We start from the raw sequence: 14,061 nt of genomic DNA on the forward strand, positions 1-14,061 counted from the left end.
CAGGGCGCCCTTCAGCCCTCGCGCAGGACGCGGGCCTGCCATGTCGAGACCGGTTCGATCCGGCCGCCCCGCGGCGCGGAACGCGGCCTTGAAGCGAACGGCCGCCGGTTCAGGACCGCATGAAGCCCGTGGGAGGACCGGCACGGGACCTCGATTTCGACATGGGAACCGAAGGACAGGCGGTTGTGACCATCTGCCAATTCACCGTGTCGATCCTGCCGTATCGCTGCCGCGACCACCATCAGCACGATGGTCGCTCGTGTGTTTGCCGCATGCGGCATCGACACCGCCCACCTGTCGCTTGGACAGCGGCGTCGCTAGACCTGCTCGCTCATGTCAGCGGCTTCGCCCTGCCGGTAGCGGAATCTGGCGATCGCCTGCTCCTGCCGCGCGAGCTTGCGCGACAATGCGTCGATCTCCGGCTGGCGCTCTGCAGTCAGGGCTGCGAGCTGGGATCGGTAGCGCTCGAGGAACGCGCTGGGATCGGTTGCCTTGCCGCGTCGATAGTGCGTCCGGCGTGGGAGCAGGCCGGGGATCAGCGCGGTCATGCGGCGCGTGATCTGCCGGTCCACCATGTCCAACTGACGCTGCGTTTGCCGGCGCGCCTCCTCCATGCGGGAGAGCTGACGGCGCAGCTCGGGCGCGAGAGTCATGGCGACCCCCTCCCCCGCCAGCCGATAAAGCTGGACGGACCGGCATAGACGAGATGACGGTCCGGATCGATGACGAAACCGAACCGGCCGATGTCATATTCGCCGCTGGGCACGAGGAAGCGACGTTCCTCGGTGCCGGGGCCGCGTTTGCCACCGGGCGTGGCGACGCATTCGACGAACCCTTTCTGCCGGTCCGACGTGATCGCTGAAACGACGATCCAATCGGCAGCATGCTCCGCCTCGAAGGCACGTTGATCCTTCGTGCGGGACTCGCCCGCCGCAAGGGTGGTGCCGAAGATCGCTTCCCACGCGTCCGGCCAGGAGTCCTTGATGGTCCGCTCGGCGCAGCGGCGCTCGAAGGCGGTGAACAGATGCGGAAAGGAGATGGCGACGATCGCCCAGCGTTCGTCCTCTTCGTACCAGCCGTCAGTGGCGCGGAGCAGAGGGAGGACTTCTCGGTTTCGCTCCGGGGAGACATGGAAACCGCCGTGACCGGCAGTCGAATAGAAGGTCACACCGTCCGCGTAGATGGTTGCTCCCTGTGACGGTCCCCATGGAGTATGCGCCGGGGACCGGTCCTCGCGCCGGTCGAGCGCCAGCTTCTCGCGCTGATGTTGGGCCTGTTCCAGCACTTTCGCTCGGAAGGCTGGTTCGTCGGCAATCTCGCCGGAATGGCCGTAGAAGTCCAACCGGATCCATTCCGACATGGGCCGGCGAATCCGCCAACCGCTAGCGAGATAGTGCCGGCCGTCGCGAGTGGGAACCATCGCGAAAGCATGCTCTCCGACCAGAGCGACGAGCATGCCGTCGGCGCTGCGCCCAAAAAGGGCCCCGGACGAATCCGGGACTTCGGTCGAAGGGGGTGAGGTTTCGAGGATCCGGGTCATGCCGCGGTCCTCCCTTCGACGACATCGGCCGCCGCCTCGTCGGCCGTGACGTCCTCGAGCACGGCCTTGGGATAGCCGTGCTGCGACAGCCAGTGTTGGGCGGCGGCTCGATGGGGAGCGAGGTGGACCAGCTCGGCATGGTCACCAGCACGGTCGAACACGCGCACCGAGCCAACCGGAGGGCGCTCGACGATGATGAAGCGAAGGCTGGAGCCGAGCGAGAAGGTCCGGTGGACGCGGATGGCGATGACGCCGCCGGCGCCGAAATCGGCCTCGTGCAGAGTGAAGCTTCCGCTGGAGCCAAACTTGCCGGCGTCGCGACCACCCTGTTTGCGGATGAGCCGTCCCTGGCTGTTGCTGTTCTTCCAGGCGGCGAGCTTTTTGGAATGCCCTTCCGGCGGCCGCGGCGTGCCGTCGGACCAGGCGACGATGGCGCCGATCGGCGCGGATTCAAATATCGGGTGCGCGGACATGCGGTCCTCCATAGGTGGGCTGGAAACGAAACCGCCGCCGGGCGAACCCGGCGGCGGCGGAGCGATCGAAAGAAGAAGCGGGGCGCTACTCAGCGGCTTCGCGGTAGCCCTCCTCGATCTCGTCGCCCTCGGGAGCCCGGTCCTCGCCGCCGACGTCCTCGGCGCCGGACGCGACAGGCAGGAGAGAAAGTCCTCCGTGCCCATGTTGGCGAGGAACCCGTCAGCGTATCGGCGCACGAGCCTTCGAGCGTCAGGCACATCGTCGTCCTCGACCTCGGACACGGCGCTCTTGGCGAGCCATTCGGCAAGGCTGATCGCATCGGGGGCGAACAGCGCCGCTGGGTGGACGAAATGGCCCTCCTTGAAGTGCTCGACGAGCGCGGCGCGCGTGTCCTTCACGCGGGCGCGGGGCAGTACCGGCGCGCGATGCGCAGTGTGTCGGTACCAAAGGCAAACTTGCCCTCGGCATCGAACAGCGCGGCCGCATGCCGACCGAAGCGACCACCGAAGCGGAAATCGCAGCCGGTCCCGGAATCGACCCGGACGTTTTGCCCCGCGAAGGCGAGGACGAGCAGCGCGAGCAGCGTGTCGTCCTCGATCGGTGCCCGTGACAGCGCCTCGTGCAACGCATCGGTGCGCAGGTCACCAATCATCTCGATACCCTTGCGGGTAACGTCGGGGCGCGGCTTGGATACGACAATCGTCTCGTCGGCAGCATCGCCCGCTTCCGAACCCTTGGCCTTCTTCTTGGCCTCGGGCATGCGGAAGTGGACCGTCTTTACCTTGCCCTCGCGGTCAAGGTACATCGCAGTGTGGTCCGACTTCTTCGGCGTTCCATAGACGCGCTCGGCCTTGGGCGGCAGCTTGACCTCGCCGTAGTTACTGACCTCGGCGATGACACCCTTTTTCGGAAGGTTCTGCGTCATCCATTCCTGCTGGGCGCCGAGGAAAGCGTCGACGTCCATGGTGTAGCGGGTGTCCTGGTCAGCCGGGGCGAACAGGTCCTCGACCCAGGCGATACCGTAAGCCTGAGCGAGGTTGTCGCCGAAGCTGGCATCGCGCGCATACATGCGGGTCTTGGCGAGAGCGTTGGCGACACTCCACCACGAGACCTGCGGGTCGCCTTTGGACGGCTTGTTGGCCTTCCAGACCTCCTTCTGATCCTCGAGCGAGGCGGCCGCGATGGTGCGGAGCTGCCGCTCGTCGGGCATGTCGCCCTTGGCCATGTGATCCAGCATCGCCGGCAGCACATTGGCGAGCAGGCGCAGCTTCTTGATCTGGCGCACCGACTGGGCGAGCGCGATGCCGATCGCCTCCTCGGTCCACCCGAGCGCCACGAGACGTTCGATAGCGCGCCACTGGTCGACGGGATTGAGTTGCTCGTGCGCGATCGTCGTGACGAGCGAGCGCATGGCGCCGCCATCCACGGCCCGAGGCACGACCAGAACGGCGATCTCCTTGAGGCCGGCGGCGATCGCCTGCTTGACGCGCCGATGGCCCTCGTCGATGACGAAGCCATTGCCGCCCTCGGTTCCGGCGGCGACCACAGGCGGCTGCACGATGCCGACGGCCTTGATGGTTGCCAGCAGCAGGGCGTCGGCCTGCGGGCTGGACTTGGAACGGCGCGCCTTGTCGGGATTGTCCTTGAGCGAGCGCGGATCNGCTGGCCAAGCGGGGCTTCCAGCCCTGCGCGGGACGACGGGCCGGAATCGCGACGGGGGCGATTGAGCGCCAGCGTCGGCGGACCACCCGATCTGCGAGCAGTCCTCTCTTTCTTCCTGGTCCTTTCAGGCCTCCCTTGCCTCTTCCGGCCTCACCCCGTCGATATCCTGTGCCAGCGACGTCTCGATTTCGGCCAGGTGCCGGCGCTTGGCCGCGAGTTCATCCGAGAAGGCAAAGGCTCCGCCCTCGCGGGAGCGATAGGCGGCAAGCCGACGCTCAGCCTCCGCAAGCCGATGACGGGTGCGCTCCTGTTCTTCATCCAGGTTGGACAGAACGTGTTCGAGCTTCGCGATTGCGCCCAATGGCGTAGTGGTGACGGGAAGTTCGATTTCCGTCTCGGCACCCGTGCGCTTGAGCATGGTGGCGTAGCGATAGCCGTCCTGGCCAAAGCGCTCGCCGGAATATGCGAGCTCGAACCCGCCGATCCTGGCGACGACCACGTCGCCTGCCTGCTGGAGCTGCACCAGGGTCAGGATCTCGGTTATCAGCGCCCGGCCGGCGAGCTTGCGCTCGATGAAGGTATCGTCGCCGACGCTCATGCGGAAGGCCTCGCCCGTCGTCGGGACAAACCGCTCGAGGTCCTCACCGATCTCCGCTATGCGGCGGGTCGAGTATTCCATGTCGCGTTCGGCATCGCGGATCTGGCGACGGATGGCGAACTGGTCGTCCTGATGCGCGAAGCGCAGGCGTTCGAGCCGGGCGATATCGGCTTCGAGACCCGCCTTCTGCATCAGGCGCGGATCGCCCGAGGCAATGGCCTTGGCCATGGCGAACTGGTTCGCCTGTCCTTCACCAAGGTCTTCGAGCCGGCGAACGGAAGTGTCGCCTGAGAGCGCCGCCGCGATGAAACGAGCCTTGCGCTCATTGTTCTGCCACATCTGCGCATCCATCGAGCCCTCGGTGGCATAGGCGAAGATGTCGATGACGTCGTGCTGGTTGCCCTGCCGCAAAATGCGACCTTCGCGCTGCTCGATCTGCGAGGGCAGCCACGGAACATCGAGATGATGCAGAGCCTTGAGGCGGAGCTGCGCATTGACGCCGGTGCCCATGGTGTCGGAGGAACCGATCAGAAAACGGACCTTGCCGGCACGGACGTCGCCGAACAGACGCTGCTTGGCCTCGGACTTCTTGAAATCCTGCATGAAGGCGATCTCGGATGCCGGCACGCCTATGCGGATCAGTTCGTCTCTGATCCAGCGATAGGCAGAGAAGCCCCGGGTCTTTTCGACCGAGATGGTCCCGAGGTCCGAGAAGATCATCTGCGCGGCGCCGGATAGCTCGAAGGGCTTGCCGTCGGGGCGGACATAGTCGTTGCCGGCGGTTTCCTGCCAGATGCGGAAGGCATTGGAAACAAGGTCGTTGAGCTTGTTGTCCGCCTCTTTGTCATTGTCGGCATCGACCAGGCGCAGATCGATCGCGGCATGCCGCCCATCGGTGATAACCGAGAGCAGGATGTCGTCGCCGGGCTCTGGCGGTCCTTCGCGCTCCTCGATGGCCTTGATCCGGGCGTCGAGCAGGACCTGATAGCGCTTGAAGGCGGCTGAGGGCTTGGAGGTCCTGATCTGCCGCGCGCCGGTCGAAAGCGCCGGGATCTTCACATAGTCGCGCAAGTCCTCCGGCATCACCACATCCGCGAACGAGCGGAACATGGCGATGAGCTCGGGGACGTTGACGAAGGTGGCGAAGCGCGTCACGGGCTTGTACTTGCCGTTGGGCTGCAATTCGAGCTCGGTGGTCACGTCGCCGAAGGTCGAGGCCCAGGCATCGAACTCGTGCAGCCCACGCTCGAGTAGCGCCGCGTATCCGAGATAGCGCTGCACCGAGAACATCTCGCCCAGCGTATTGGTGATCGGCGTGCCGGAAGCGAGCATAAGCGCTCGCCCCGGGTTCTTCGTCTCGACGAAGCGGGACTTCACATAGAGGTCCCAGGCGCGTTGCGAGCCGTTCGGGTCAACGCCCTTCAAGGTCGACATATTGGTGGGGAAGGAGAGTTTTCTGAACTCCTGCGCCTCGTCGACGATGATCTGGTCGATGCCGATCTCGGAGATCGTCAGCAGGTCATCCTTGCGCGTCGCCAGCGACTCCAGCCGCTCCTTGAGGCCTTCCTTCAAGCGCTCGAGGCGCTTGCGCGAGACGCGATCGCCGCTCTCCACCTTGGTCAGCAGCGTTTCGTAGAGTTCGAGCTCATCCTGAATCATCTGCTGCTCGAAGGCCGAGGGCACGCTGACGCGAGCATCGAATGGGATGACGCCGGAAGGGCACTACGTGAAGGCCGCGATGCATTGAAATGCCTATACGACGTCTTGGTCCCCAACTCACGCGACTCCCCACGCGCGGTACCGACCTCTGCCCGTTATCTCGCGGACGCCAAGCTCGGCGACGAGGTCCAGCGCGGCGCGCTGGCTGATTTTCAGCTCGGCCGCGATCAGTCCCCCCGACACCACCGGCCGCGCCAGCACCAGATCGATCAGCGCCGGCAGGCTCGAGCTTTTGCGCCGGTTCCTGAGCCGGCGTTCCATCTGGCTTTTTGCCATCACCAGCCGGTCGAGTTCCTTGAGCCCGGCCGTGGCGGCCTCGGCGAAGCCTTCGAGGACGGCCAGCAGCCGTGTGGTCCGGTCGCGCGCCCGCCGCCGTTCCCGCGGAACAATGCGCAATCCGGCATTGAGGCAAAAAAGATGCGAGACGACCTTGCCGTGCTGGCGCAGTAGCGCGGCGACCAGCAGCGGGCCGAGCCAATGCTGATGCTGCAGCGGTTCGATGTCTTGCCAGGCCTCCCAGGCGATCGCCGCGGCCAGCACCGCCGGCATGGTGGGCCGGTCCATGACAAGGTACATATTCCTGATCGACCAGGCTGGTTATGATGCCGATCCCACAGGTGCTTTTGCGTGTCGCCTTGAAGCCGCCCGGCTGGTGGTTGCATCGGGGCAGGCCCGTCTTGAACTGCGACGTGATTCGAAGACACCTGTGGCACGCAATCATCAGAAACTGTCGAAGAGCGTACCGAACGCATTCGCCGCGGCCCGAGGCGGTAGCGCTCGGCAAGGCTTGATGATTTGTTGCCGGTATACGGAGAACGAATGATGCGCGACCGCGCCGGCCGGGGCATCGCCTCGGACTATACCGCGATGGAGCGTTCTACGTCTCAATCGGGTCGATTCGAGCCGTTGCGCGAAGGGCAGCTTTTGAGAAGCGCCATGAATGTCGCGATAAGGCGCAACCTTCCTGTTCGAGAACCGGAGGAATTGACCCTTTGCTCTCTTCCCTTCGCGGAAGTGGAAAGGCCTGAACGGGGGGTGGAAAGCGGACATATCGCAGAGACAGATGCATAACCGATGATGTAGGGGCGTCGAAGGCTGAACATCATTCCGTCAGGCTATTGAGTCGGGCTACCCGGAAGGCCGGCGCGCGCAAGGTCTGCCGCGGCTTGATCGAGAATGGAAGGGCGGGTGTTGCCTTGGCGCCAGGACAGAACCGCAGCTTGAGGCCGAGGCGGTTCTCGAAGCCGATGCCGACGGCGCCGCCCAACGTGTTGTCGGGTGCATCCGCCAGGGCCGCATAGGCGAATGTCGCGCCTTCTCCCGACCCGACGACAATGGGTGGCAGATAGGTGGCTACATCGAGTTCGCGCTGTGCCTTTTGCGCGAGATCACTGATCTCGCCGACCACGTAAAGGCACTCGCCATCATCGGCCTCGAGCGCCTTGGCATACTTTGAAAGATCGACCGAATGCACGATACTGCCGGCCGTGCGGAGGGCTTCGACCGTACTGTCGTCGCTGCTCGTCCAACCGGAGCGGTCGGAGAAATAGACAACAAGCGAGGAGGGATCCCGGTCCGGAATTCTGACCGGAATGGGGTCTTCCTCAATTTGTGTGGTGGACGATCGGCTGCGCTACTCACGTCATAGACGGCTAAATGGAAGACCAGAACAGTAGATTGGGGCTTTCTGGACGCTCGATGAATTGCCACGCAGGCGTCGAATTGCTGCGAGCACGGCCGTTGCCGCTCGTTTCGTGCATCGCCACACAAATTGAGGAAGACCCCCATTAACTGCCAAGCGACACCGGTTATGATCTCGATGTCGACAAAGTCCTCAAAGCGTGTGCGAAACACGGCGTCGTCGACTGGCGCTGGCATCAAAAGGCACTCGATCAGGGCTGCATATTCAGCATCAATCCGGACGTACATTCGATCCGCGAGCTCGACCACATGCATTGGGGCGTCGAGATGGCGCGCAAGGGCGTGTCCCTGCGAAGCGGGTCCTGAACGCGATGCTTTGACGGCCCTCCTTGCGCATCTCGCACGGCGCAGGCAAACGTCCTAACCTGCTTGTGCGCCCGGCCTATCAGCNTTTGACGGCCCTCCTTGCGCATCTCGCACGGCGCAGGCAAACGTCCTAACCTGCTTGTGCGCCCGGCCTATCAGCGCAGGAGTCCGTCATTCTCAAAATCTTCCCAGCCGCGCAAACTGGAGTGCGAGTTCTCATCGGTTCTGCGGTGTCAATGACCACTGAACCGGGACCCTGGTTTTCGCGCATTCCACGAAAAATCACACAATGCCTTTCGCATCTGGCAGGAGACGGCGGACCTTGCCTATGTCCGTCCGGACGGCAAGCCGTTCGAGCAGACCGGCGCCGCCCAGATGATCTTCTCCGATCTCGGCACGCTCAGCGTCGAGAAGACCCGGGGCTTCTCGGCCTGTCCTCGCGTCATATCGTTCGCGCGAGGGCGGTGCCTTCGCGTTTTCGGGCGAGCTGTCCGACAAACGCCGGCAACTTGGTGAGATCGAGAAGTCGCTCGCCCAGGATGTCGAGGACCCCAGGACGGGAGTGGTGGAGCCGGCTTAAGGCCGGCCTCCTTAGCCTCGAGAGGCGTCAATCTTCTCGGACAGCCAGGTCTTGATAAGGGACTGATAGGGCACGTCCCGCTTGTTCGCCGCGACCTTGATCCGTTCGAGCAGGCCATTGGGCAGCCGCAACGAGATCGAGGTCGACGACGGCTTGAGGTTGGGCAGGCGGACCCGCTCCGCCTTGCTCCAATCGACATGCTCACTGGAGTCGTTGGACTCCCAGAAGGCGCGCTCCTCGGCCTCCGATGTAAAGGTCGGAACCGGCTTAGCTGTCTTGGTCATAGTAGCCTCGCTCCTTGCGGCTCATATCCCGGGCGGAAATCACCCGGATCTTGCTGTCCTTGTCCCGAAGCGTGAAGGTGATGTGCAGCAGCCTTCCGTCATCGGTGCGCCCCAGAGCATGAATTCGTTGCTCGAAGGCGCTGTGCTTTGCGTCAGGTACGGTCAGCAACGGCTCGTTGAAGAAGACCTGTTCCGCCTCGGCCTGGCTGACGTCGTGCTTGTCGATGCTCTTGCGGACATTGCCCGCATCCCAGTCGAAGCCGGCAATCCGTTCCCATTCGATCATCCGTGTATATTGCCATAATATACACGGATTTCAAGCTCCGTCAGGCGTGAGCGCTCCGCCAAGCAGATTTGGACAGCATGGGGAGAGGAAATGGAGGTAAAGGAAAAACCCCTTGCTGATCGGTCAGACCGGTGGCGCTGACGCTCAATCGCCCCCGTCGCGATCCCGGCCCGTCATCCAGCGCAGGGCTGGAAGCCCCGCTTGGCCAGCCGGGCAGGAATGNCGCTCGCTCAAGGACAATCCCGACAAGGCGCGCCGTTCCAAGTCCAGCCCGCAGGCCGACGCCCTGCTGCTGGCGACGATCAAGGCTGTTGGCATCGTCCGCCCATCGTCGCCGCCGAAACGGATGGCGGCAACGGCTTCGTCATCGACGAGGGCCACCGTCGCGTCAAGCAGGCGATTGCAGCCGGCCTCGAGGAAGTCGCCGTTCTCGTCGTTCCCCGCGCCGACGATGGCGGCGCCATGCGTTCGCTGGTCACGACGATCGCGCATGAGCAGCTCAACCCCGTCGACCAATGGCGGGCCATCGAGCGTCTCGTGGCGCTCGGCTGGACCGAGGAGGCGATTGGCATCGCGCTCGCGCAGTCGGTGCGCCAGATCAAGAAGCTGAGGCTGCTCGCCAATGTGCTGCCGGCGATGCTGGATCATATGGCAAAGGGCGACATGCCCGACGAGCGCCAGCTCCGCGCCATCGCGGCCGCCTCGCTCGAGGAGCAGAAGGAGGTCTGGAAGGCGCACAAGCCGACCAAGGGCGATCCCCAGGTCTCGTGGTGGGCCGTCGCCAACGGCCTCGCCAAGACCCGCATGTATGCGCGTGACGCCAGCTTCGGCGACGATCTCGCCCAGGCCTATGGCATCGCCTGGGTCGAGGACCTGTTCGCGCCGGCCGACCAGGACAGCCGCTACACCACCGATGTCGACGCCTTCCTCGGCGCGCAGCAGGAATGGATGACGCAGAATCTTCCGAAAAAGGGCGTCATTGCCGAGTCTAACAATTGGGGCGAGGTGAAGCTGCCGCCCAAGGCGGAGCTGCCGCCCAAGGCGGAGCGGGTCTATGGCACGCCCAAGAAGTCGGACCACACCGCGATGTATCTTGACCGCGAGGGCAAGGTGAAGACGATCCACTTCCGCATGCGGCCAGGAAGCCCAAGGTTAAGGGTGCGGAAGACGCCGGCGGCGCGGAAGAGGCGATCGTCGTCTCCAAGCCCCGTCCGGACGTCACCCGCAAGGGCATCGAGATGATCGGCGACCCGCGCACCGATGCCCTGCAATACACGCGACTTAACTCACGCCAGACAGTTGCTCGACCTATTACACTGAGACTCACTGTGCCGAGCACGATCGACGCGTCGGCAATGTGCGGCAACGACGTCAGCTTTACACAGGAGTGGAAATTCGATCAGGTATGTTGAAAGGTCCAGACTTGGCACACCCACGTCCTTGCCGGAGGCGAGCGACGGTCAATCCTTGCCGAATGCGAAGGATTGACCCCAGAGCGGTCACCCGGGTGGAGAGAACTGCCTCGACGCCAGCCCCGCAATTTGGCGCACGCGGCGGGGATCGAGAAACTAACCACCGGTATTGCCGCCCGCACCGGAAATCGCCCATGAGCAGCGCGGTAGCGGATTCGTTCAAGCGGGCCTGCCCGCGGCGAGGCTGCGGATGAAGGCCTCTAGGACGTTGCAGAACTCCGCCGTGGCCGTAAATAGGGGCAAGTGGCCCTTGCCGTTGAAGACGTGCAGCGTTGCATTGGGAAGCAATGATGCAGTCAGCTCTGCAGCCGCCAATGAGACCAGCCGATCCTCTGCGCCATGCGTCACGAGCGTCGGCGCGTGCACGGCAGGGAGAATTCCTGTCACGTCGCCGTCCGTGGCGTCCAGGAAGAAGCTCAGAAGTGTCTCCTTGGGTAGCTTGAGCCTGGAGCGAACGACGGAGTCCAACATTTCGTGCATTTCGGGCTCTGAGAAGATCTGGCCTACGTGAAGCCGCAGCATGGGCTCGACCTCTCCGGTTCGTCTCATCTCTGCTTGTAGCGCGATCCAATCGTCTGAGAAATGTTCCAGGCCCTGGCCGGCCGTAGGCGCGCCGATGGTGACGATCCCACTCAAAAGCTCTGGCGCTTGATGCGCGACTCGAAACAGAACGTTGGCTCCCAAGGAGATGCCGACGCCGATCAGCCTCGTAGGCCCAAGCTCGCGTATCACGGCGAGCGCATCGCTCGCATGCTCGGCGATCGTGTAGGGCCTGCGCAGGCCAACCGAGCGACCGGAGCCGCGCGGATCCACGGTGATGACCCGGAAATTGTCGCAGAAGCGCTCAAGGAAAGGCTGGAACATAGCCAATCCGACCGCCTGTGTGCTGACAAAGAGCAGCGTCGTGTCCCCCGCACCGTGCTCGTAAAAGGCGATGGGCGCCGAGCCTCGCTTTGTCATTCTGCAGTGGTGGCGCTTTTTCTCAATGCGTTGGCGGACCTCGGGATCTGAGGCCTCGTATATCGCCTGGCGGTAATGATCGTCCGACGTAGCGATGTCCTCGGCAAGGCTCGCGAGATCCCCAAGCATGACGAAAGCATCCGTGCGGATGTGGCGAATTTCAGGCGTCACTTCCGCACCTCCGGCGAGAGATCGCGACGTGGCGAGGCAAGCCGACAGATGGGAAGCGGCCTCGCGCGTCGCGAACGTGGCTTTCGCCTGACGGGCGGCCTCGAGCCAAAGGGCCGCTGCCCGATTGATCTCTCCGGCCTCGGCGTAGTGTCGGGCCAGCCACTCAGGTCCATACGCGCGGAACTCGGATGTGCGCGCATCGGCGAGATAGGCGATGCGGGCGTGCAGCGACCGACGGCGGCTCTTGAGCAGGGAGGCGTAAGCCGCCTCCTGAATGAGAGCGTGGCGGAATCTATATGTCACCGACGGACCGGCACCTTCGCGGACGATCAGGCCGCTTGCCACCGCGCGCTCCAGGGCCTCGTCGGCAGAGCCGCTCTCGACCCGCAATACCGCAATCGCGAGATCGCGGGAGAATTCCCGACCGATGGCGGAACCAACCTGCAAGACCTCCTTTGCCGAGCCCAGGCGATCCAATCTGGCAGACAGCAGGCCGCTCAGAGTGCTCGGAATCTCCTTTTGAGATGGCCGCGACATCTCGGAGAGGTCCGACTCGGCTTCGCCAGGAGGCCCCGTCTCAAGCACCACCCTGGCCAGCTCCTCAATGAAGAGCGGAACTCCATCCGCTCGGGAGACGATGCGCTGGATTGCCGTGGGCTGCAGGCGTCCCGGATCTGCGGTCCGCTCAGCAAGTGTTGCGGCGTCGCGCCGGTTCAGACGATCGAGAGTCAGGGAAAGTGTGTGCGGGAGGTCACTCCAAGCCGCCGTGAACTCCGGCCGATGACTGACAATCATCAGGACCGGCAGAGAGGCTGCCCTTTCCGCCAATGCAGCGAGCAGCTCGAGCGAAGTTGGGTCCGCCCAATGAACATCCTCAAAGACGAGCAGGAGCGGCCCGCAGAGTGCCAAGGCCTCGACCTGCGTCATCAGGATCGCCAGCGTCTTCGCTTTGACCTGCTGCGGCGTGAGGTCCGGGGAGAGCGCGCCCTCCGCGGGCAAGGCGAGAAGCGCCGCGAGAAATGGCGCGGCGGCCGTGGCACTGGTTCCCAACCGCCGCGTTAGCAGGGCATTCAGTTTTTGCCGCTGTGCCGCGGTCCCATCTTCGCGGCGGAACCCAGCGGTCCGCGCGAGTTCGCTGGCGAAAGGATGGAGCGCGGTCTGGGCGTGGAGCGGGGAACCCTGATATTCCAAGCGGGCGTGAGGCGAGGCGTCGAGCCGGGATTTAAGCGCTTCGACCAGCCGCGACTTGCCGATCCCGGGCTCGCCGACAAGCAGGACGACCCGTCCTTGTCCGTCGGCGATTCCGGCCCACGCGTCGAGAAGTATGGCGAACTCGCGTTCACGTCCGATCAGCGGCGCGACCTCCAGCCCGTGCAGCGCACCGAAGCGGCTCTCCGTCGAGCCGCTGCCCACGATGGCGTAGGCGCGGACAGAGGCGTTGTAGCCCTTGAGCGCCAAGCCGTCTCGCTCGGAGAAGGCAAAGACCTGGCCTAAGAGACGCCGCGTACCCTCAGCGACAAGCACCTCCCCGTGCCCTGCGCATGCCTGAAGCCGAGCCGCAAGGTTCGGGGTATCGCCGGTAACAGAATGCTCCTGCGATGGCCCTGACCCCACTAAGTCGCCGACGACGACCAGGCCGGTGGCAATGCCGACCCGCGCCGCCAAACAGCTACCTTGAGGTGCCGGGAGCCCTCCAACCGCGCGTGTCACAGCGAGCCCGGCGCGCACCGCCCGCTCGGCGTCATCTTCATGCGCATGTGGCCAGCCAAAATAGGCCAGCACGCCGTCGCCCATGAATTTGGCAATGTGGCCCCCAAAGCGGGTAATTTCACCTGTGCAGCAATTCTGATACCCTCGGATGATCTCGCGCATCTCCTCGGGATCGAGGCGAGCTGATAGCGCCGTTGAGCCGACGAGATCAGTGAACATCACGGTCAGCTGCCGACGCTCGCCACCCGACGGCGACACGACTGCCGACGCGTGTTCCGTGACTTGCGTGGACGCTTTCGCTTTATCGACCGGCGTTGGGGAGGATCTGTCTCTTAGCTCGGCAATCGCGTCCCAAAGTTTCCGGCGGTGTCCTACCGAACTAACCCCAATATCCTTGAGGTCTTCGGCCGTTAACCGCAGGAGCACATCTGCCTCGACGTTGTTCTCACGAAAGGCCGTAACGTATTGCTGCAGCTCTAAGCCGCGCAGCCACTCCTCTATGTCCATGTCCCACCTCCCAGTGGAGACGCCGGAGGGCACCTTCGAACTGGCACAATACCACGATGGACGCAGGAGGTCGCGTATAACGTCCGCTAGT

9 protein-coding genes and 4 pseudogenes are annotated in these 14,061 nt (G+C 64.0%); 3 read left to right on the top strand and 10 right to left on the bottom strand.

Features of this window, described 5'->3' with window-relative positions:
* Positions 1-317: 317 nt before the first annotated feature.
* The 6 genes and pseudogenes from X738_RS69570 to X738_RS69590 all read right to left on the bottom strand — a co-directional run bounded on the left by X738_RS69570 (position 318) and on the right by X738_RS69590 (position 6,557).
* Complete coding sequence (locus X738_RS69570; protein ID WP_023801731.1) at positions 318-653, bottom strand: hypothetical protein; 336 nt, start codon at positions 651-653, stop codon at positions 318-320.
* Positions 650-1,540, bottom strand: a complete 891-nt coding sequence (locus tag X738_RS69575) for a DUF7007 domain-containing protein (RefSeq protein ID WP_023801732.1) — start codon at positions 1,538-1,540, stop codon at positions 650-652. Before X738_RS69575 ends, X738_RS69570 begins: the two co-directional genes overlap by 4 nt.
* Positions 1,537-2,013, bottom strand: a complete 477-nt coding sequence (locus X738_RS0142915) for a hypothetical protein (protein ID WP_031255936.1) — start codon at positions 2,011-2,013, stop codon at positions 1,537-1,539. Before X738_RS0142915 ends, X738_RS69575 begins: the two co-directional genes overlap by 4 nt.
* A gap of 249 nt (positions 2,014-2,262) precedes the next feature.
* Positions 2,263-3,674 (bottom strand): annotated as a pseudogene (locus X738_RS69580) (plasmid partitioning protein); the annotation flags it as partial.
* Positions 3,675-3,800: 126 nt separating this feature from the next.
* A pseudogene (locus X738_RS69585) lies at positions 3,801-5,963 on the bottom strand (helicase-related protein); the annotation flags it as partial.
* An 87-nt stretch (positions 5,964-6,050) separates the two neighbouring features.
* The gene (locus X738_RS69590) at positions 6,051-6,557 is read right to left on the bottom strand and encodes an RHE_PE00001 family protein (protein WP_023801736.1); all 507 of its coding nucleotides are present in this window, start codon (positions 6,555-6,557) and stop codon (positions 6,051-6,053) included.
* Positions 6,558-6,812: 255 nt separating this feature from the next.
* Between X738_RS69590 and X738_RS69595 the strand changes: the two genes are divergently transcribed.
* Complete coding sequence (locus tag X738_RS69595; protein WP_023801737.1) at positions 6,813-7,064, top strand: hypothetical protein; 252 nt, start codon at positions 6,813-6,815, stop codon at positions 7,062-7,064.
* Between the two features lie 31 nt (positions 7,065-7,095).
* Here the strand turns inward: X738_RS69595 and X738_RS69600 are convergent, their stop codons facing one another.
* Positions 7,096-7,467, bottom strand: a complete 372-nt coding sequence (locus tag X738_RS69600) for a hypothetical protein (RefSeq protein WP_023801738.1) — start codon at positions 7,465-7,467, stop codon at positions 7,096-7,098.
* 332 nt (positions 7,468-7,799) lie between these two features.
* Between X738_RS69600 and X738_RS87410 the strand changes: the two are divergent.
* Positions 7,800-8,058 (top strand): annotated as a pseudogene (locus X738_RS87410) (DNA polymerase/3'-5' exonuclease PolX); the annotation flags it as partial.
* 533 nt (positions 8,059-8,591) lie between these two features.
* Here X738_RS87410 and X738_RS69610 read toward each other — a convergent pair.
* Positions 8,592-8,864 carry a BrnA antitoxin family protein gene (locus X738_RS69610; RefSeq protein ID WP_023801740.1) on the bottom strand — a complete coding sequence of 91 codons (273 nt, stop codon included), beginning with the start codon at positions 8,862-8,864 and terminating at the stop codon, positions 8,592-8,594.
* Entirely contained in the window at positions 8,848-9,150 is a 303-nt protein-coding gene (locus X738_RS69615) for a BrnT family toxin (protein WP_023801741.1), read from the bottom strand. Before X738_RS69615 ends, X738_RS69610 begins: the two co-directional genes overlap by 17 nt.
* 175 nt (positions 9,151-9,325) lie before the next feature.
* Here X738_RS69615 and X738_RS69620 point away from each other — a divergent pair.
* A pseudogene (locus tag X738_RS69620) lies at positions 9,326-10,418 on the top strand (plasmid partitioning protein); the annotation flags it as partial.
* A gap of 363 nt (positions 10,419-10,781) precedes the next feature.
* On the opposite strand, the gene X738_RS0142925 reads toward X738_RS69620, so the two are convergent.
* A complete protein-coding gene (locus X738_RS0142925) occupies positions 10,782-13,970 on the bottom strand; it encodes an alpha/beta fold hydrolase (RefSeq protein WP_023801743.1) in 3,189 nt (1,062 codons plus the stop codon).
* Positions 13,971-14,061 lie beyond the last annotated feature (91 nt).

Source organism: Mesorhizobium sp. L48C026A00, from assembly GCF_000502375.1.
GTDB classification, from domain to species: domain Bacteria; phylum Pseudomonadota; class Alphaproteobacteria; order Rhizobiales; family Rhizobiaceae; genus Mesorhizobium; species Mesorhizobium muleiense.